Origin of the sequence: Pedobacter sp. MR2016-24 (assembly GCF_026239655.1) — a bacterium.
Classification (GTDB): domain Bacteria; phylum Bacteroidota; class Bacteroidia; order Sphingobacteriales; family Sphingobacteriaceae; genus Pedobacter.
Genome location: NZ_JAPIVO010000004.1, coordinates 455,978 through 476,995, shown reverse-complemented (window position 1 = coordinate 476,995; position 21,018 = coordinate 455,978). Strand labels below are relative to the sequence as shown.

General features: G+C 40.6%; 15 protein-coding genes and 1 tRNA gene. 3 read left to right on the top strand and 13 right to left on the bottom strand.

Annotated features, from left to right (window positions below):
* Positions 1-3: 3 nt before the first annotated feature.
* From OQX62_RS13070 to OQX62_RS13055, 4 genes are all read right to left on the bottom strand, one after another.
* Positions 4-3,288 carry a SusC/RagA family TonB-linked outer membrane protein gene (locus OQX62_RS13070; RefSeq protein WP_265831980.1) on the bottom strand — a complete coding sequence of 1,095 codons (3,285 nt, stop codon included), beginning with the start codon at positions 3,286-3,288 and terminating at the stop codon, positions 4-6.
* A 252-nt stretch (positions 3,289-3,540) separates the two neighbouring features.
* Entirely contained in the window at positions 3,541-4,773 is a 1,233-nt protein-coding gene (locus OQX62_RS13065; RefSeq protein ID WP_265831979.1) for a FecR family protein, read from the bottom strand.
* Positions 4,774-4,839: 66 nt separating this feature from the next.
* Positions 4,840-5,451, bottom strand: coding sequence for an RNA polymerase sigma factor (locus OQX62_RS13060; protein WP_265831978.1), 612 nt, complete (start codon positions 5,449-5,451; stop codon positions 4,840-4,842).
* A 135-nt stretch (positions 5,452-5,586) separates the two neighbouring features.
* A complete protein-coding gene (locus tag OQX62_RS13055) occupies positions 5,587-6,342 on the bottom strand; it encodes a hypothetical protein (protein ID WP_265831977.1) in 756 nt (251 codons plus the stop codon).
* A gap of 367 nt (positions 6,343-6,709) precedes the next feature.
* Here OQX62_RS13055 and OQX62_RS13050 point away from each other — a divergent pair, with 367 nt between their 5' ends.
* The gene (locus tag OQX62_RS13050; RefSeq protein ID WP_265831976.1) at positions 6,710-8,611 is read left to right on the top strand and encodes a DUF4153 domain-containing protein; all 1,902 of its coding nucleotides are present in this window, start codon (positions 6,710-6,712) and stop codon (positions 8,609-8,611) included.
* A gap of 148 nt (positions 8,612-8,759) precedes the next feature.
* On the opposite strand, the gene OQX62_RS13045 is transcribed toward OQX62_RS13050, so the two are convergent.
* The 5 genes from OQX62_RS13045 to OQX62_RS13025 form a co-directional block, all read right to left on the bottom strand.
* A complete protein-coding gene (locus OQX62_RS13045) occupies positions 8,760-11,210 on the bottom strand; it encodes a TonB-dependent receptor (protein ID WP_265831975.1) in 2,451 nt (816 codons plus the stop codon).
* A gap of 73 nt (positions 11,211-11,283) precedes the next feature.
* Positions 11,284-13,053, bottom strand: coding sequence for a M56 family metallopeptidase (locus tag OQX62_RS13040; RefSeq protein ID WP_265831974.1), 1,770 nt, complete (start codon positions 13,051-13,053; stop codon positions 11,284-11,286).
* Between the two features lie 30 nt (positions 13,054-13,083).
* Entirely contained in the window at positions 13,084-13,476 is a 393-nt protein-coding gene (locus tag OQX62_RS13035; RefSeq protein WP_265831973.1) for a BlaI/MecI/CopY family transcriptional regulator, read from the bottom strand.
* Positions 13,477-13,687: 211 nt separating this feature from the next.
* Positions 13,688-14,473: an SDR family oxidoreductase gene (locus OQX62_RS13030; RefSeq protein WP_265831972.1), complete on the bottom strand. Its 786-nt coding sequence runs from the start codon at positions 14,471-14,473 to the stop codon at positions 13,688-13,690.
* 123 nt (positions 14,474-14,596) lie between these two features.
* A complete protein-coding gene (locus tag OQX62_RS13025) occupies positions 14,597-14,749 on the bottom strand; it encodes a hypothetical protein (RefSeq protein WP_265831971.1) in 153 nt (50 codons plus the stop codon).
* A gap of 199 nt (positions 14,750-14,948) precedes the next feature.
* Here OQX62_RS13025 and OQX62_RS13020 point away from each other — a divergent pair, with 199 nt between their 5' ends.
* Together OQX62_RS13020 and OQX62_RS13015 are read left to right on the top strand one after the other, a co-directional pair.
* On the top strand, positions 14,949-15,974 hold the full coding sequence (locus OQX62_RS13020) for a GntR family transcriptional regulator (protein WP_265831970.1): 1,026 nt from the start codon (positions 14,949-14,951) through the stop codon (positions 15,972-15,974).
* Positions 15,975-16,173: 199 nt separating this feature from the next.
* Positions 16,174-16,247: transfer RNA gene (locus OQX62_RS13015), tRNA-Pro, on the top strand.
* A 353-nt stretch (positions 16,248-16,600) separates the two neighbouring features.
* Here the strand turns inward: OQX62_RS13015 and OQX62_RS25170 are convergent.
* From OQX62_RS25170 to OQX62_RS12995, 4 genes are read right to left on the bottom strand one after another with little or no spacing between them, the layout of a single operon-like run.
* Positions 16,601-16,765, bottom strand: coding sequence for a DUF4143 domain-containing protein (locus tag OQX62_RS25170; protein ID WP_265831969.1), 165 nt, complete (start codon positions 16,763-16,765; stop codon positions 16,601-16,603).
* A gap of 9 nt (positions 16,766-16,774) precedes the next feature.
* The gene (locus tag OQX62_RS13005) at positions 16,775-17,791 is read right to left on the bottom strand and encodes a zinc-binding alcohol dehydrogenase family protein (protein WP_265831968.1); all 1,017 of its coding nucleotides are present in this window, start codon (positions 17,789-17,791) and stop codon (positions 16,775-16,777) included.
* A gap of 36 nt (positions 17,792-17,827) precedes the next feature.
* Positions 17,828-18,616, bottom strand: a complete 789-nt coding sequence (locus OQX62_RS13000) for an SDR family oxidoreductase (protein WP_265831967.1) — start codon at positions 18,614-18,616, stop codon at positions 17,828-17,830.
* A 20-nt stretch (positions 18,617-18,636) separates the two neighbouring features.
* Positions 18,637-21,015 carry a DUF5703 domain-containing protein gene (locus OQX62_RS12995; protein WP_265831966.1) on the bottom strand — a complete coding sequence of 793 codons (2,379 nt, stop codon included), beginning with the start codon at positions 21,013-21,015 and terminating at the stop codon, positions 18,637-18,639.
* Positions 21,016-21,018: the final 3 nt, after the last annotated feature.

Genomic DNA, 21,018 nt, shown 5'->3' with positions numbered 1-21,018 from the left:
ATTTTAAAAATTTGCATTTAGACCGAATGTGTAAGTTTTAACCTGTGGATAAAAACGGTTGTCATTTGGTGATTCTGGATCTATGTCACCAGGAAGGCTGCTGAAGGTGAACAGATTTTGTCCGGAAGCATAAAACCTCAGTTTAGCTAAACCAATCTTGCTGGTAATTGACGGTTTGATCGTATAACCCAACTGCATGCTTTTCACACGCAGATAAGAACCGCTTTTTACCCAGAAAGAAGAAGCCTGGTAGTTGATATTTGACGTGATTAATCTTGGATAAGCAGCATCAGTATTGGTAGCTGTCCAGCTGTCGTCATGGATAGGTTTAAAATTACCATCTGTACTTAATGGAGCTTTTTCCATCGTCAATGTACTGATGTCTACTTTTGCAACGCCCTGCAGTAATGCAGAAAAATCAAAACCTTTGTAGTTTGCACTTAGGTTGAAGCCATAAGTAAAGCGGGGAATATTACTCCCCAGATAAACCCTGTCCGATGCATCTATTACACCGTCACCATTCTGATCTTTGTAAATTAAATCTCCCGCAGATGTAGTGGAAGTTTGTGTGGCATGGGAAGCGACTTGTGCAGCCGACTGGAAGATACCTTCTGTCTGATAACCATAATATGCACCGATTGGTACGCCAGTTTTGTATCCTGTTGTAATCAGGTTATTATCTGTAGTCAGATAATCAGTACCTTTTAAATCAGTGATTTTGTTTTTAACATCTGAAATGTTACCACCTACGCTATATTTGAAATCCTCGCCTACGGTTCCGCTATAGTTTACACTAAATTCAAAACCCTTGTTCTGCATACTCCCTGCGTTTTGGTAGGAAGGATCAAAACCTACCGTTGAAGGGATTGGTAATTTATAAAGAATGTTATCGGTTGTTTTGTTATAATAGTCGAATGTAAACTTCAGTTTATTTTGAAGGATGCTTACATCAACACCAATATCCGACATGGTAGTTGTCTCCCAGCCCAGACCTGAATTCAAATACATGGCCTGATTAGCAGCAGTATTTAATTCACCACCGAAAGGGTAATTGTTGTTATAACTAAAGGTAGACTGGTATGGATAATTTACCGAAGCTGATGAGCCATTGGCTAATGGATTATCATTACCCAGCTTGCCCCATGAACCTCTTAATTTCAATTCCTGGATACCAGTAAAGTTTTTCATAAAATCCTCTTTGGCTATATTCCAGCCGGCAGAGAAAGATGGGAACCAACCCCAGTTAGATCCATTCGGAAAACGTGACGAGCCATCGCGACGAATGTTGGCTTCAAACAGATATTTATCATCATATGAATAATTCAGCCTTCCAAAATAAGAGATCAGCAGGTATTCCGTTTTATAACCCGAATTTGTTGCTGTATTCGAGGCACCAGCATTGATCTGATCCAAATCACTGTCTGATATATTATTGCGGTAAGCAGTCAGAAAATCATAGGTCTCACTTAATCTCGACGCACCGGCAAGTAAGTTGAAATTATGTTTGCCAAAAACTTTCTTGTAATTTACAAGTCCCTGGTAATTATGCATCCAGTAATCAATGCGTTCTTTAGTGATATTATTTGTAGTTCCTAATGGGATAAGCTCTTTCGTTGAATAATTAATATAATCATTCAGTGCTTTATTGTGCATGCTGTTATTTGTACTTTGATAATTTTCAGATGCAATAGCCGAAACCGTTAAACCATCAATCACTTTGTAATTCAATTTAAAATTACCGATGAATAGGTTTTTCTTGTAATTGTATAAACCACCTTCTTCCTGTAAACGCACTGGGTTTTGTCCTCCACGTAAGGTAGCCCATGTTCCATCTGTATATTTGTCTACACTTAGTGGATTTGCGATAGCAGCCTGACTAAACTGGTACCATGCAGAACCTGCAACACCCTGAGGTTCCTTTTGGTCAGAAATGTTCGCCGAGATATCTGCACTGAAATCTAACCTGTCGCTGATTTTTGAATCTGTATTCAAACGAACAGTCAGACGATCATAATTCATTTTTTTTACCAAACCAGTCTGATCAAAATAGTTGGTAGAGAAGCGGTATTGATTTTTTTCAGTGCCGCCCGCAAGAGAGACGCTGTGCTGTTGCTGAAAGCCGCTGCCTGTCAAAACCTTATCCAACCAATTATTGTCAGGATAAAGATTAAGATCACGCCCCGGATTATTGTATTGTCCAATCTGTGCATCAGAATAAACTGCGTTTGCACCTGAATTGATATAAGTCAGGTTGGCCAGCTGCATGAATTGCTGCGCGCCCACATATTCTGATAAACGTGTCGGATTTTGCCAGCCAAAATAATTGGAATAAGTGATACTTGTTTTATCTGAAGAACCTCTTTTTGTCGTAATCAGAATCACACCATTCGCCGCACGAACCCCATAAATTGAAGAAGCTGCCGCATCTTTTAAAACCGACATCGTTGCTACATCATTAGCATCAACATTATTGATATCTGTCTGTACCCCATCCACTAAAACCAAAGGATTATTATTGTTCAATGTACCAATACCACGGATACGGATAGTTCCCATATCACTTCCAGGCTGTCCGCTATTTGTAGTTACCGTAACACCCGATGCCACTCCCTGCAATGCTGAAGAAACCTGACCTACTGCTTTAGAACTTAAATCTTCACCTTTAATAGATGAAATAGCACCGGTAAGATTGGTTTTTTTCTGCGTTCCATAGGCAACTACCACCACTTCTGATAATGCTTTAACGTCAGGTTTCAAGCTTACATCAACCTGCGTACGGTTATTGACAGGAATCTCTTGCGTAGTATAACCAATAAAAGTAAACACTAAAGTACCTCCCGCAGCCGGAACCGAAATGGAGTACAGACCATTCATATCCGATACAGTTCCTTTTGCACCACCTTTAAGGTTCACACCTGCTCCGGGAATAGGCAAACCATTCTCATCAGTAATCTTACCTTTAACCACGGTCTGCTGTTGCGGATTGGAGGCAACCGGCTTTTCTTTAATGATCAGATTTTTATCCTCAATCATATAGGTAAGCGACATATCTTTTAAACAGGCATCAAGCACTTCACTTAACGGTGTGTTTACAAAATTAACGTCTTTTACTCTGGCATTTTTAAAGAGCTCGGGCGACCAGAATACGTTGTAACCGGTCTGTTTATTGATCGCTTTAAATACCTGCTTCAGGCTTGCATTTTTTTGCGTGAAGGTAATCCGCTGGGCAAACCCGGCGGCACTCACCTGTAAAAGGGCAGTGAAAATTAGTATTGTTGTCAGCTTCATAACGAGCAGAAATTTCTTGATATAGGCGGAAGGCCTACAATATTTTATGATAAAATTTTTATACATTTATGTATCTGTTAAAGAATAATGTGAAGGACAATTTTGCATATTTTGATCAGATCAATCAGGGACATCGCGAGTGTTCCTGATTCATATCAACTATGAGCTGCGCCTAGCTTGAATTTTGCTTCCTGGTCATGTAAATTTCAGTTTTGGTTAGTATATATTATTTTTTAAGTTTTTACGGAATTATTATCTTCTTCTGGATATTTTGATCGTCCGCCCCTCTAAATCGAACCGCGCACTGCCTACCTGATTTAATCTTTTCAGCAGTTCTGAAACATTTGCAAATCGGGTACTATACGCAGCTATCAATTTATGTTTTAGCGCTGCATCAGTGAACTCTATATCCAGATCATACCAGCGGGCTACCTTATTCATTGCGCTGCCCAGCTCTTCATCATCAAAGCTGAAGTAGCCATTTTTCCAGGCTATAGCCGTTTCAGGATCAACATTCGAAACGCTCATCTGCTCAGCCAGCTCTGCCTGCTGACCCGGCTTCAGCAATAAGCTTTTACGATCTGCCGTAACACGTACTGAACCTTCAAGTAAAGTTGTTTTGGTACTAACATCATCAGCATAAGAAGAAATGTCGAAATGAGTGCCTAATACCTCTACGGATTGTTTTGCTGTCGTAACGATAAATGGTCTTTTTTTATCCTTTGTCACTTCAAAATAAGCTTCTCCGGTAAGGACCACATTACGGTTGGTTGCGGCGGCAAAGGCTGTAGGGAATTTTATCGACGATGCAGAATTAAGCCATACTTTAGTTCCATCCGGCAAATTCACCTGATACTGTCCTCCTCTTGGTGTAGAGATTGTATTGTATAGTGATCCTGAATTTGCTGCGCCTGATTTTGAATCCGCAATATGATAAACAATTTTGCCGTCTGCAGTTTTAGTAATGCTAAGGCCAGACTGCTCAGCGAGCTGACCGTTTGCGGTTTCGGACAGTAAAATCTTTCTGCCATCAGCAAGGGTTAAAACAGCATCATCTTTTCCGGGTGCAATATCGGCAGGCTTAGTTTTAGTCACAGCCAACTGCTTTTGACTGGAGTTATGCTGATTAAACAAGAACAGAAATGAAAAAACAGCGGCAACCGATGCTGCAACAGTGGCATATTTAAGCCATTTACGGGAGTATAATTTTTGAGTAATAACAGTTGTTTGTCCTACGGCATTTTCAGCGATAATCCGACCAAAACGTGCATTAAGGTTTGTTCTTACATGTTCGGGTAAGTCGTTCAGGTCTGCCTTTTTTGTCAGCTGTGCAAGAATCAGGTCATCATAAACAGATTGCTGATCTGCATCTGCTAACATCGCTATTATTTTCTCAGCTTCTTCCGCGGAACACGCATTGCGGATTAGCTTTTCAAACAAGTCGTCAGGAATCTCGTTCAGGCCCATATTTATATTCAGTTTCATATAAAGACGTATGAAAAATAAAAACGGGGGGATAGGAAATGAAAATAAAACGATTTAATTACAATATCAGCTCTTATTTTTATAGAAAAGCAGCAGAAACAAGCCAAATGTAATTTCCAGATTAGAAATGAGATATATTTTTACTGCGTTATTAGCCTTACTGAGATATTCCTTCACTGTATGAGGGGAAATACCCATTTTTTCTGCCGTTTGTTTATAAGTATAGCCTTCAACTTTACAAAAGACGTAAACACTTCGCTGTTGCGGTGATAATTTATCCAGTGCAGTATTTAAAAGATGTTCGCTCTCTTTATAATTCAGCGCAGTTTCTATTTGCTCATAATTTTCTGTAGCGATGCTTTTGAAGTGCTCCATCATTTTCCTGTCCTGTTGCAGCTTTCTAAAAAAGTCGTGCACCAGGTTTTGGGCAACACGGTATAAATAAGAAAGAAAATCAGTCTCTATACCCATCACTTCTCTCTTCTGCCAGATTTTAGTGAACAATTCCTGTATCAGTTCTTCGGCAGTCAGCTCATCCTTCACCATCTTCAGGATATTAAGATATAACCTGGGACTATAGAGATGATACAATTGTTCAAACGCCCGGGTATCACCCGCCTGCAGTTTTAAGAGCAGGTCGGATTCATTTAAAGGGGGTGAAATTGCAGGGTTGGTCATTGAAGGACTAAGGTACAGGAAAAAATAAATATCCTGTTCCTGAATACTGAAAAGGACGTATAAGTGATAATACGATGATCAGCCTGGTCATCGTGTAAAACAATACAGGCCAGGCTGATCATCGGTGAATTCATCCTAATGCCAGCGGTTAATCACTTCCCCACTATAAGTACCAGGCGAAAATATAGTGTAACAAATTGCTCCTGCATTCTGATTCTTATAATTTTTCACTATGGGTGAATTGTTGAATTTCAGAAAGATGCTCAACAGGAACACACAACCCTCCGGTACATCAAATGTGAAATACTGTCCCATAGGCTGATTGTTATCTTTTTCTACTATGATTTCCGCTAACAGTGGTTTTCTAAGACATGTACGATCATCCATTTTCAAATAAGTCACCGCGATACAAAGCTCACACGCTGATGCGTTGGCAGGGAATTTCAAAAATTTTCTTTCCTTGTCGTTTGGAAAACTCAAGCTGAGCTTGCCGTCCTCTAAAACAAAATCCGGCTGAACAATCATCCTGTTTTTAAGTCTGGATTTATCATTGAATTCAAAGTTGGTCAAGGCGGAAAAGCTATCCGCGTTAAAGTGAAAAGTACCCGATTCTTTATGCAGGTCTGAATTGTAGATGGCAATAAACTCTTTGTTTAGTCGCCTGTGCATTTCTCCGTCCGGCAGCTGAACGATCTGCTGATGATAAGATGCTCTGATCTGCATACCCGTCGCGCTTGCTTTCCCAAAATTATCCGCTGTTACAACCGATGCTTTGGTTTGCTTCTTTGTACCCGGGGCTACTTTTGCCGATACAATTAACCTGCCTTTTACATTTCTGAAGTTCACCGGACCCACGGCACCTCTCAATTGGTTTTTAATAAATCTTGCCATAATTTTATAATATTTAAATGATTTGATACAAAAGTACATCATTAACCTATTCAATTTATCGATTTACAAGCCCAAGACCTACAATGACGCAATTTGAACGGTATTGACTCAATTTGACTGCAATTGACCGCAAGCGGAGTTAGTAATTACGGAACAGCAGCAGATAGACAGTAGACAGCTAGTAAAAGAAGCCAGCCTTGAATCATAGTGGACGCATAGCCGAACCATAAGAATCCAGCTAGTAGATTTTCTTATGGCTCCGCTATGGGATGGCTATGGCCTCACTATGGGATCATTCACTATCAACTCACCCGCTACTTATGCTTTGCCTGCCTCTTTCGTTAATATAATTTACTATTTTTAAAACATGAAATTTCCCTCTCTAAGAAATGTATTAGCGGATGTGGCCACAGTCATCAGACGTTTCCCTTTTGAAATGCTGTTTGCTGTTATTGGTACCGTAGCAGCTATCTTTTTAACTGAACTTTCCAATACGGCCACCCTTGCTGAAACCTGGTGTGTAAGAGCATTGATGACTGCTAATCTTGGCCTGCTTATTAGTTTGTCGACCACCCTGTATGTAGAAAGCAGAAAAATAAGCGGAAAGCAATTGCTGATGTATAAAATAATCACCGCTTTACTGGCGGCAGGACTGATTTTCCTCATTAATCCTTATGTGAATAAAGCAGATTATACCCGGTTCTTTTTACTCAGCTCTGGTTTTCATCTTCTTGTTGCATTCGCCGCTTTTTTAGCACCCGGACAAATCCAGGGATTCTGGCAGTTCAACAAAACGCTATTTCTAAGATTCCTGACCAGTGCTTTATACAGTGCTGTGTTATTTGCGGGTATATCGGCTGCGCTTGGCGCTATGAACTTCCTTTTCAATTTCAAGTTTGAATGGGACACTTTTATGATCCTTTTTATCTGTATTACAGGATTATTCAGTACCCTGTTTTTCCTTGCAGGCGTTCCAACAGATACTGCTGCACTGGATAATGATCTGTCTTATCCTAAAGGACTAAAGATTTTCACACAGTATGTGCTGATCCCGCTGGCAACATTGTATGTAGTCATTCTGCTGGCCTATGAAATAAAAATCCTGGTGCAATGGAATCTGCCAAAAGGATTGGTATCCAACCTGATCCTGGGCTATTCTGTATTCGGTCTCCTTTCGCTGCTGCTGGTTTTTCCCATCAGTCACCAGGAAGAAAATAAGTGGATCAGGACCTTTTCCCGCAGCTTTTACTTCCTGATGCTTCCGCTGATCGTCTTGTTATTTATAGCCGTAGGCACACGTATCTTCAGCTATGGAATTACCGAGTTCCGCTACTTTTTAATCCTGCTGGCATGCTGGCAATTATTTATTGCACTCTACTTCCTTTTTTCCCGGAAACAAAATATCAAGCTGATCCCGATCTCCTTATGTATCTGTACACTTTTGTCCATCTATGGTCCGCAGAGTGCATTTTCTGTATCCATGTATTCCCAGAAACGCATCATGCTCAACATACTGGAAAGGAACGGCCTGATTAAGGAGGATCAGCTCATCTCTTCAGGCGATCGGAAAATCGCAAAAAAAGAAGGCGAGCTGGCTGTAGAAAAAATAGAATACATGATCAATAATTATGATTTAAAAGTATTCCAGCCATACGTTAAAAAAGACCTGGAGCTGGTGAGTGATTCTTTAAGCAAACTGAAAAGCACCAATCAGCGCGGTTCAATCGACAACTATGAGCTGAAAACAAAAAAGTTATTATGGATCACCAGTTATCTCGGCTTAAATAAATTTGTTGGTTACAGATATGACTGGGATAAATCTACATCCGCTTTAAAGACTAATTATTATATCACCGCGGAGAGCAGTGGTATTGTGGATGTTAAAGGCTATGATTTGATGTTAAACAGCAACAATTACATCAATGAAACCAAGGGTCAACTTATCGATGGCATCCGGATAATAGAGGATGGAACTGAAAATTATCCCGGGTTGAAACTGAATGGAGAAAAGGCGGTATTTGATCTGCGGACTTTGATGACTACCACGATGAAAGATCAGGCGAAGTTAAAGCCTTTCGCAGGCAGCGAGGAAGATCCTTATGACGCGGATTATATCCTGCCACCAAACCACCTTACATTTACACAGAAAACACCGCATTATACGGTAACGGTAAAAGTAACCGATATCAGGTTTTTAATTGATAACAAGAAAGTAGTAGAAGAGATCAATTCCTCAAACATCATTTACCTGATAAAGATCAATAAATAATTGTTGGTTCTAAAATAAGAAAGGCCGGAATTTATTTGCAAATTCCGGCCTTTCCTTCATTAAGAAGCGTTGTTACTCGTGTGATGTAATCTCATAGATCATTTGACCTTTATGATTGATAACGTTGGTATTCCACCGGTTTCTATCCCTAATTCTTCACCCTGTTCTTCTCACTCTCAGCACCAGACTCATCATGTTTTGCAGGTGTACTGAATGCTTTCCCGAATCGGTAGCTTAAAGACAGTACTGCCGTTCTTGAATCGCCCTTGTTTACCCAATTGGCCGATGTTTGTGCCAGATTATTGATAATCCCCCTGTTGATCTTACTATAAAACAAATCATTACCACTTAATTTCAGCGTCGTGCTTGCAGACAATTTCTTCTGCACCGCGGCATTTGCCTGCCAGATTGTACCCAGAACAAATTGTGCATCGGTTATTTTAGTACGGTAATTCCCGCTCAGCTCGCCGTCCCATCCCTTGCCAAATCCCAATTTCACATTTGCGCTGGCATAACAAAATGTTCCGCTGGTATGTAATTTTCCCGTGTAAAAATCTGTTTTGGTCGTGATGTTGGTCAGCTCCGAGTATAAGTTGATGCTCAGCCATCGAGCAGGATCAAAAGTTCCGTTAAAAGAGAGACTCTTCACAATTTTGCGACCCAGATTGCCCGGCCGGCTGTAATAAATGCCATTCAGGATTTCTATCGTTTCGTTTACATCATCCTTAGTATTGGAATAACTCAGCGTGGTCGTATACTTACTTTTATACGTATGCGAAAGTTCCAGACTTTGCGTATAAGAGGGTTTTAAGAAAGGATTACCCTGGTAATACGTAAATTTATCCAAAGGGGACAAAAAAGGATTAAGGTCTTCATAATACGGACGGTCTATCCTTCTTCCGTAATTGATCCCAAGCTGGTGAGTGGCAAGCGTATCGAATTTATACAGCAGATACACCGTAGGAAAAAGTCCGGTATAATTCCTTTTAAAAGAAGAATCTGCTTTCAGTAAATTACCCAGCTGGTGACCGTCGGACATCGTATTTTCTGCTCTTAAGCCCGCCTGAACAGACAATTGCTTCATTTCTCTGTTAAAATTGATATATCCGGCATTGATGTTCTCTTTGTAAAGGAAATGGTTACTCTTATCGTAATCCTGTTCCGTTAGCCCGTTAACCGTTGTACGATAGTCAGCCACATTATCTGTTTTGGTATAGCTGGATTTTAACCCTGCTGTAAACTTCCAGTCGTTTTTTAATGGTAATGAGTAATCTGTTTTTATTGAATAAATATCAATGTTGGATGGTAATGCCCCGTCCAGCCTGTCCTGAGATTTAAGGCTCTGGTCAGCAAAATAACTGGAATTATAAAATACCTGGTTAGTTTTATTCCTGTAGGTCAGGTAATCTGCATCTGCAGTGATCCCATGACCATTTTTATCAAACTGATGGCGATAGTTGAGGTTGAAACCTCCATTCCTGAAATTCAGTTTATTGATATTATCTGCAGCTATGGTAGAATCCAGCACCTGTGCTGAATTTAACAAGTTACTGCGACCCGTGTTTACTTCAGTAGACTTCCTTGAAATGCCCGTGACTACTATTCCCCATGTTGTATTATCTGAAGAATAATAATCGGCACCTGCTTTTAAATTATAACTGTCCCCTTTTCTGTTTGCATAGGTGTTTTGATTGAAATACGTTTTCGGACTATCGTCTGCATTTCTGTAAATTCGGTTAATATCCAGGTCCATAAAATTACTGTTATGGCTATAGTTCAGGTTGGTAAAATAGTTGAACTTTTTATTCCTGATATTGAAGTTGATACTATTGATCGTTCTCGTTTTCCTGCCCTGTGTAAGACTTAGATTCAATCCCCCATTAAAACCCTTCAGTGTACCTTTTTTTGTTTTGATATTGATTACTCCACCATTTCCCGCTGCGTCGTATTTAGCCGGAGGATTGGTCATGATTTCCAGTTGCTCCATTGAAGAGGAAGGTAAAGATTGCAGATAGCTCTCCAGATCCGCCCCAGTCAGGTACGTAGGTTTATCGTCGATAAAAATAGTTACGCCGTTTTTTCCTTTCAGACTGATGTTTCCGTTCTGGTCTACAATTACACCCGGAGATTTACTTAATACATCTAAAGCACTAGTTCCGGCATTGGCAATTAATGCATCTACATTAACAACCACCCTATCCAGTTTCTGTTCAATAAAAGCCTTTTTGCCCGAAATGCTAACCTCTTTCAATGCTTTGCTGGTCGCCCCCAATTTAAAAACACCCAACTGAACCGTTTTACTATTGCTATCTACAGAAATCAGCTGCGTTGCACGATTTTCATAACCTAATGCGGACATACGGATAAAGTAATTACCAGCTTTTAATTTAGTGAATTCGAATGAACCATTTCCTTCCGAAAAACCTGTTTTTACTACAGCTGAATCTTTAGTTGAAAAGAGTATTACGGTAACCAGATCAAGAGCTTTGCCATCAGCATCCTGAATACTTCCTGTGATGGCAGCACCATTTTGTGCAAAAGCCGGATTTTGGGCAATAAAGATCCAAACAGCTACAAGAGCTATGAGTTGTTTCAGCATGTTGAGGTGATATAAAGCGTTTTAAAGATGGGAATACCTGTCCGGTTTGTTGTAACGAGGGTTGAGTAACCAGCTAGTTGCTGGTTACTCTTGTTTCGATTGTCTGGTTAGGACTTTTAAGGAATTTTTTAACATATTTCTGGCGCACAGCGTCAGATTGTGCTGTTCCGTTTACAGTCAGCTCGTTTTTATTGAGCTTATAGCTCATGTTTTTTGTATCACTGATCAAACCGTCTTTAATCAGTTCATTTTTTATCGCTTCTGCCTGATTCATGTGAGGAGCGGGTGGAGCAGGAGGCAGATTCGGCATCTTTGGCGCAGGAGGAACAGCCGGCATCGCTGGCATCGCTGGCATAGCAGGAATAGCCGGTACAGCGGGCATGGCAGGAGCTGCAGGTATATTTATACTAAGTGGAACATTAAGCCCATTTGAAGACGAATAAGTATAAGCGTGCCCTGCTTTAGCCGAAAACTTAACAGTTTTGGCTTCTTCTTTGGCTGCTTTCGCTTCCTCTTTTGCCGCGAATGCTTCTTGTTTCGCTGCCCATGCTTCCTGTTTCGCCGCCCACGCCTCTTCTTTTGCAGCTCTCACATCTTCCTTTGCAGCAGCAATTTCTTCTTGTTTACTCCATTGTTCTTCAGAAAGGTTATTCTTTTTAACGGTGGTTGTGGAGGCCACAGTTGCAGGTTTCTTTTTACCATGTTTGACCAGCGTTTTGGTTTTACTTCTTGTAGAAGTATCCTGCCTGCTCACATTGTGAGTTTGATCGATCTCAATTTTTTCTATCTTAACAGGTTTACTGATTTGTGTAAATGCTGCAGTGAAAAGTAAAGTAAATACAAGACTTGTGGTCAGCAGTGTTTTCTCCATGCCATTCAATGAAGTACTGTTATTAAATACGATTCTGCTTACCCGTTGAACCAACTGGTTTTTCCTGCCAGTAATAGCCAGGGTTAGTTCTGGTGCATCTGCCTGGAACTCCTGACAAGAAATGAGTGCTTTGATATAATCCTGTTTATTTCCTGTACAAGACAGCGCCAGATCATCACAGCAATTTTCTCTTTCTTCCCTGATGAGCTTAGAGATCCATAAAACGGCCGGATTGAAGAAAAATACAATTTCCACGAAGCTTTGCAGAATGTTAACAATATAGTCGCTGCGTTTCACATGCGCCAGTTCGTGACTGATAATCGCTTCTACTTCGGCGGTCGACAAACCATTTAACAGACCTAAAGGCAGTAAAATTACCGGTTTAAAATGACCAGCTACCAGTGGCACCTTTGCCAGTCCGGATTGCAGGATACTGACGGTTCTGCTGATTTCCAGTTTAGCAGAAAGCATAATTACTTTTTCATCCCAGTACCTGCCGGCATCGAACACACGTGTTTTCTTCAGATAAGATACGGAGTGAATACCAGCTATCAACTGAATACTCCGCGCAAATATAATCAGGAACCAAACCAGCACGATCTGTGAAGAATAAGCTACCCACAGGTTCATTAAACGGTCTACCTGACTATTCACATCTGTGACTGCACGTACAGCAGATGGAGAATTGTTCACAGGTACAGTAATCGTATCGCCCAGGCCCACTACATGATTTTCAGTTGCGGGCGCGGAAACGACTGACTGATAAAACAGACCTGCCATTACTAAAACAAATATACCCAGGCATGCAGTTAGCAGATTATATCTCAAAGCGGCTTTCTGCTTTCTGGTGAGGATGATCACAATACTGGTGATTACAGCTAAGATCACACCCACCCAAAGGGAATGAAATAAGGTCACGCCCAATGCATGTACCAGGTTTGACGGCAAAAAATCTACAAGATGAAATTCCATAATTGTGGTTCTTAATTATTTTGAATTCTGTTATTTATCTAATTTTTCAAGCATTTTTTTAATCGCTTCCAGATCTTCTTTTGAAGCCTTTTTGTTTCCCAGCACCTGCATTACCAGTTTTGAGGCCGACCCATTATATAATGTGTTTACAAAACGGTCCAGTAGCTGATCTTTTGTCTTATGCTCTGCCTCTACCGGAATATAAATGTGCTTCATCTGGCTTTCATCCCTTTTCAGGATGCCTTTATCCGCCATGATCTGCATTTGTTTCAATGTAGAAGTATAATTCACATTCCTGTGTTCATTTAGTTTGTCATTGACAGTGCGCACTGTAGACGGGCCAAATTCCCATAATACCTGGAGAATTTCCAGTTCAGCTTTAGTTGGTTCAGGCAGCATATTTTCAGGAGTTATATGTTTCATATTTCAAAGGTAGGAAACTTTTCGTACGAAACAAGTATTACGATAAATATTTAAAAAAAAAATCCATACAAGATCCTTTTCCCCAACAGTTTATGTCGGGGATCATCTCTTTTTACATGTTAAAAGGGGAATAAAACAGATGAGGTTCGCTCCAAGAATTGAAGCGAACCAAAGTAAAATCAGTAGCTCTAAGAGAGCAATTAATAGAAATCTATACGGTAGGTGTTCGGCCACCATCTACAGGGATACTCGTACCTGTTACGTAGGATGCAGCAGGCGATGCCAGAAATGCAACCACATTTGCAATTTCTTCGGGCTGACCAAATCTTTTCATGGGTACGGTAGCTGCCATTTGAGCAGCAACCTTTTGCTCATCGAGGTCTTGTTTATCTGCCGCAGCTTTGACAAGACTGCTTAATCTGCCGGTTTCCGTTAAGCCAGGTAAAACGTTATTTACCGTAACGCCAAAAGTTCCAATTTCATTCGCCAGTGTTTTTGACCAGGAAGCTACCGCAGCACGGATGGTATTTGACACACCAAGATCGGGCAAAGGGGTGCGTACAGAAGTAGAAATGATATTGATAATGCGGCCATACCCCGCCCCTTTCATTCCACCTATCACTGCATTTACCAGTATCTGATTACAAACCAAATGCTGACGGAAAGCATTTTCGAAGTCGGATGCCGAAGCCGCTGTGATCGGACCAGATTTAGGTCCGCCTGTATTGTTGATCAGAATATGAACCGTATGTTCTACCGCGATATCAGCTATGGCTTTCTCTACTGTTTGTACATTTGAGAAATCAGCAACACTGTAATTATGCTTTTGCCCGGCTGAAGTATCTAAAAGCGTCAATCCCTCCTTTAGTTTATCTTCATTTCTTGCTATCAAAAAACAGTTGGCACCTAATAGCGCTAATGCTTTTGCAGAGGCTAAGCCTATCCCCTGTGTACTTCCGCAAATAACCGCAGTTTTATCTTTCAGTGAAATATCCATCTTTAAATATGAGTTGACAATCAACATAGATCTGTTGCTAATCTAACAAACAATTTATAAAAATGATTTCAAAATAAAATTAGCTGACCACCTTTAACAGATGATCAGCTGTTGAGGATAAAATTACCAGTGTCCGCGGTGATGACCGTGTCCATGACCATGGCCATGCGGACGATGTCCGTATCCGCCACCACCACGTGGTCCATCCTGTACTAAACATGAACTGAATAATGATACTGCAACCAGCAGCAGCATTAAATTTCTAAATCTTTTCATCTGTATGTGTTTTAAATTTTTAATAAAATAACCTAACACTATATAGACATAGGACATCAGAGAAGGATTAACCACAATCATAATAATTATAGAAATATTCCCCAGGCAGTTCATATTGAACAGGTGATATTTTTGGAACAGCAAATCCCTTTGAAAGGGGATTATGGTCATTAAAACTTGAAAGCTATAGGCATTCATTATGAATAATTATTTGAAGTGTATTAAGATTGATGAATGTTCAATTACCCCCAAATACCTGCAGCTTACGCACGCTATTCTACAGGGTATAAGAAAAGAGCAGATCAAAAAGAATGACATTTTACCCTCAATAAATGAATTCAGTATCGTATTGGAAACTGCCAGAAACACAGTTGAAAGGGCTTATAAAGAGCTAAGGAAGATGGGGTTGGTTACACCTATAGCCGGTAAGGGCTACTTTATTACAGCTATTGAATTCAATAATCCAATTAAAATATTATTACTTTTTAATAAGTTAAGTCTGCATAAAAAGATCATTTATGATGCATTTGCTGCAACGCTGGGAAGTGAAGCAGCAATTGATTTCTACATTTATAACAATGACTTCAACCTCTTTAAAAAACTGCTGGAGGAGAAAGCAGATGCTTATTCGAAATGCGTAATCATTCCTAATTTTACAGCTTGTAAAGAAATGGGATATGCGCTGATTGATACTATCCCCAAGAATAAACTTGTATTAATGGGCAAACTCGCAGATCATATTACAGGTGATTTTACGGCTGTTTATGAGAATTTCGAAACTGATCTATTCAATGCACTGGAAGAACTGCGCCCCAATCTCGCGAAATACCATACCCTGAAGATTATCTTTCCTGAAAGTTCCTACTACTCAGAAAAGATCCTTTGCGGTTTCGCTAATTTCTGCAGGAAGTATGCCTACAGTCATCAGGTGATCAATTGTATTGCTACTGAAAAAATAGCAAGCGGTATCGTGTATATCACCCTGATGGAAGATGATCTGGTCACCCTGATTGAGAAAGTGGTGAAACAAAACTTAAATGTAGGAAAAGATATTGGAGTGATTTCCTATAATGAAACACCTTTGAAAAAGATCATACTCGATGGCATTACCACTATTTCAACAGATTTTAAGATGATGGGAGAAAAAACAGCAGAATTTATCCTGTCAAACGTGACCACACATCTCGCTATTCCATTCAGTGTAACCTTAAGAAATTCTCTTTGATTATCTATATTATATTTTTTTTCAAAAAAGGCATTAAAATAACTCACATAAAATCAGCGTGTTGCCTGCTCCCACCTTTGTTTGATCAGATAAAAAAATAGAATAGAGTAAAATAAATTTGCATGTATTAATAATTGTTGTACTTTTGCAATCCCAACAACGAGATAGATTATTCATAATCGCCATCGTTGGTCAAGTTCGGGGTGTAGCGTAGCCCGGTATCGCGCCTGCTTTGGGAGCAGGAGGTCGTAGGTTCGAATCCTGCCACCCCGACTTAAATAAAAAAAGAGATCAAATGATCTCTTTTTTTATTTAATAACCTTTTGAGCATTACAAGCCATTTAAAATATTTATCAAGAAAAACTGTAAGCCGCAAATCTTTGTCTTATCATCCAGGACATATCGCTTTTCATCTGGTGTGCTTACAAAAGCTTACTTATCTGCAAATCATCCAGTACATAATAAAACCCATTGGAAAGTGAAGGAGCCTTAGCGTATTTAATTTCAATGGCAGCTACAGGTTTAAGTCCATCTACCAATATAACATCACATTCGTCTCCATGCTGTGTACGGTAATAATAAATATCCAGATGGCGGGGCTTCAATTGATAAATCTGCTCAATAACTTAGCCCTCCCAGGAAGCACCTACAATCAGATTCAATGGAAGTTCAGTACTACTCTTAATGCGGTTTAACTGATGCAGTAATCCCCTATCTCTAATATATACCTTAGGCGCTTTGACCACACATTTTCCTACATTGATATACCATGCCGGCAATTGCCTGATCATAAAAAATAGTTAATCCAGCTCTATCATTGCTTTGATCACTCTATTTCCCGGGTCGAGCCATGTTTCAAACTCTTCCTTTACATTTTCAAAGGTTACCCGGTGAGTAATGTAATTTGCCGGACTCACCAAACCTGCTTTCATAGATCTGATCACATGTTCGAAATCTTCAATAGTTGCATTTCTGCTGCTCATCAATGTTGATTCTCTTTTATGAAACTCCGGATGATTGAAAATCAAATCTCCTTTCTGAAGGCCAATCAAAACAAACCTGGCCCCATGGGCCATGTAATTGATGGCATTGTTAATCGCTTTCTGATTTCCTGTAGCGTCAATAACTACCGTTGGCATATCTCCGCCAGTAATCTCACTGAGTTGCTGCGTAACGTCAGACGATAGCGCGTTAACTGCATAATCAACACCTAATTTCTCTTTACAAAATGCCAGCCTGTCTTCGTTGATATCTAAGGCGATCACCCTCGCTCCTGCTATCCTGGCAAATTCCATAGTGCCCAAACCAATTGGTCCGGCGCCGATGACCAATACAAATTCCCCCGCTTGTATATCCGCTCTGCGAACACCATGTGCACCAATGGCCAAAGGCTCCACCAATGCCAGTTCATCATAGCTTAAATCTTCTCCATGTAAGAGCGTTCTTGAGGGCACCGAAAGATATTCACACATCCCTCCATCCACATGAACCCCGCAAACCTGCATCTTCACACAGCAGTTTGGCTTGTTCATCCGGCAGGCTATACATTCACCACAATTAAAATATGGGATAAAAGTGACCTTCTCGCCTACTTTAAAATCGCTGTTTCCATCTACTGCTACCAACTCTCCTGACAGCTCGTGTCCTAAAACCCGTGGATAATTGAAAAAAGGCTGTGTACCTTCAAAAGCGTGTAAATCTGTACCGCAAATACCAATACGTTTGATCCTGATAATGGCTTGGTCTTTCTGCAATTGAGGCCTGGTGGTAGTTGAATACTCGAAAGTTCCGGGAGTGGTGCAGGTTAAGGTTTTCATGGTTTACTTGTTATATATTGTGAAGAATTTAAATTACTAGGCATTTGCCAATGCCCTGTCTAAATGCACATATCCGCCGTCTACATGGATAATCTGCCCTGTAGTATGACTAGACACGTCAGACATCAGGAAAACAGCCATGTTGGCAATTTCTGTTGCGGTGGTCATTCTATTTTCTAAAGGGATTTTGGCAGAAATCTCTTTCAGTTTTTCGTCGGCATTCTCCAGCGTTGCAATCCAGGTTTCGTAAGCTGGTGTCCAGCATTCGGCAACCACTACCGCATTTACACGGATGCCATATTTCAACAATTCTACAGCCCACTCCCTTGTCAATGCATTTCTGCCTCCATTAGCTGCTGCATATGCAGAGGTGTTGCCCTGTCCTGTTTCTGCAGTTTTGGAAGTGATGTTTACGATTGAACCTTTGCTCCTGATCAATTCCGGCAAAGCATAATGGGCCATCAAATAATAGTGGACTACATTTTTATGCAGTGAAGCCATAAAGTCTTTATAGTTTCCGCTTTCCAGACTTACGCCATCATTTACGCCCGCATTGTTAACAAGGCCATTTATTCTTCCAAACTTCGCAACGATTGCTTTCACTACGGTTTCGCAATCATCCGGGTTAGCTAATTCTGCTACAAACTGGGCGGCCTGACCGCCATTAGCGACGATTGCATCCACAACTTCCTGATTATCTGCTGCTTTTCTTCCTACTATAACAGCTATTGCTTGTTCCCTGGCAAAAACTTCTGCAATGCCTCTACCAATACCTTTGGCAGCTCCTGTGATCACAATGACCTTATCTTTTAACTGTAAATCCATGTTTATCTATCTTTGTTACCTTAATTATTGATCATATTGATGATGTCGGCTTTTCGTTTTCCCGGAAACACTTTCAGTTCTGCAAGTTTTCCGTTTTTCAATGTGCCTTCTACCGTAGTTTGATAGGGGGCATGCAGTTTAAAATGTACATCCCAATCCTTCGGCCATGCGGGAAATAGCAGTATCTTTTTACCATCACAAGCCATCAGCATTTCCTGCAGACCAATCATTCCAGCGCCTCCCCAGTTATGATCTGGTGTCCAGTCAAATCCCGGACCCCAAAAAGCCGGAAACCTTCTGCCCGAATCCTTCAGTTTCAACTTGGTTAACCTTGCTGCCTCATCAGTTAACCCCAATCTGGCAGCGAAAATATTATCCTGTTTCCAACCAACATGACTGCTGAATTTCAGCACATCTGTATCGTGTTGATAAGTGTTTCTGGCCGTATCTAAACCGGCTTTCCCTACCCCGTAAATTCCCCATGGGAAAACGGGATATAATTGCGGGCTCTCTGTATTGTTGATTCTCTCCCAGATCCTGGCAGGTGAAATGGTTGTTTTGCCGTTAAATTCACGAAAACTGATCGGTGGGATGGTGTTTAACATGGCCTGCCAGTTTTCCTTTTGTGCGGCAGTAGCCAGTCTTAATTCCAGTAAGCGCTGCAAGACCGTCTTCAGACCGGCAATGGTTGAAGTAGAATTATAAGCCATCTTATAAGTTTCTGCACCTGAACCCGGGTATAAAACCAAATGGCCGTTCGCATCCAAACTTTTTGCACCTCTTTGTTTTGCTAAATAAACATAATGCTCTTTAAAGAAGCTGAGGCTACTCTCAATTAAGGGCAGATAAACCTGGATATCCTGGTTATTGTAACGCTCAGTTTCCAAAATCATCATACAGAACTCTAAGATCGTATCCCATTCATATTCTAACCAGGCATTATATTCCATACCCTTATCATATCCTGCAGGTCTTTTCCATCCGTACTCTGCGGGATTAGGCAATCCAAAATTCTCTATCTGCTCTGTAAAACTTGCACCTTTGTGACCCCAGGCGGCTTCGGTACGTATTTCTGCATTTTTTAACAGCTTAGCATAAAAGTCGAACTGAGGTTTCATCATCTCGAAATCACCGCTTTTTAACATTGACCAGTAGACCAGTCTTTGATTTTGTGCCGTATGTGTACCACCACCCCAGTTTCTGAAGTCGGGCGTATAGTTCAGTGCCGTGTCTGTCAACTGCGGATCAAACGTGAAAAGTCCACCGTTAAACTTTGTAGGCCAGCTGCCATAAGCATTACAGCCCAGCATATAACGGAACAGCTGGTAGTTTTTAGCCACCTGATTTGCTATAGCATCTGCCGAATTGATGTAAATGAAACTGCTGTTCCAGTAATCATTCCACCACTTTTTGGTAGCGGCAAAGGATTTCCCCGGGTTGTATTGCTGAATGCCGAACTCCTCAACTGATTTTACAGGATGGTTTTGATGGTCAGTAAAACTGTTGTCTTTATCCGCTGTATTGTACAATGCAATACTGATTTGCTGCTCATTAACCGGCTTCCGGCTCTTTAACGTCCAGCCTTTGAATGCTGTACTTAGATACTTGCCTGAATAAGTTCCTGATGCAACCATACTTTTACCCTGCATGCTTCCCCCAAATTTTAATCCTTTTAGAGGGTTATATAATTTTGATTGATAGTTCGCTAAACCCTGTTGCCTCACAGCCACATCAAATACTGTTTCTGCAGCATTTTGATGACTAAATTCAATTTGATTCCCACGGAAATCAATCTCATCTTTTGTAGTTTTTACAATTCCCTGAGGTGCCCATTTATAAGAATTCTGGTTATTTTCTTTCCCTTTGGTCATCCTGTCTTCAAAACGCCAGCTCTCATAACTTGCTGCTGTAAGCACTTTTTGATTAGCCTCGATTGCTATATTTACAACGGGCTTAAAAACGTCTACCCAAACTTTTATCTGTGCATTCAGCTGACCATCTTTCCCGGAAATCAAAACGTACCCGTCTTTTAAAACCAGTTCTTGTTTAAAGGTCTTCCCTGCGAATGGATTTGGTGATAAGGAGAGTTTTACCCTGCCCAGTTTCAGTAAGGTGTTGTTCTCGTCAAATGTTCCGCTTCGTGATACATACAGATATACCTGTCCTGCTTCAACCCAGACATTCACACCAATATCGCCACCGCCAACGGGCATCGATTCTGATGAATTTCTGCTTTGTGTAACCCATGTTACATTGTTATTTAACAGCTCTTTTTGCTGAGAAAACACAGGGATATAAAAACAGGTACATAGTAAAAGACCAAAACATAACCTTAAACCAAAACATAATCTTAATTTTTTTTGGATAAAATATCTGGTGCTGGCGACTGATTTTTCCATGTT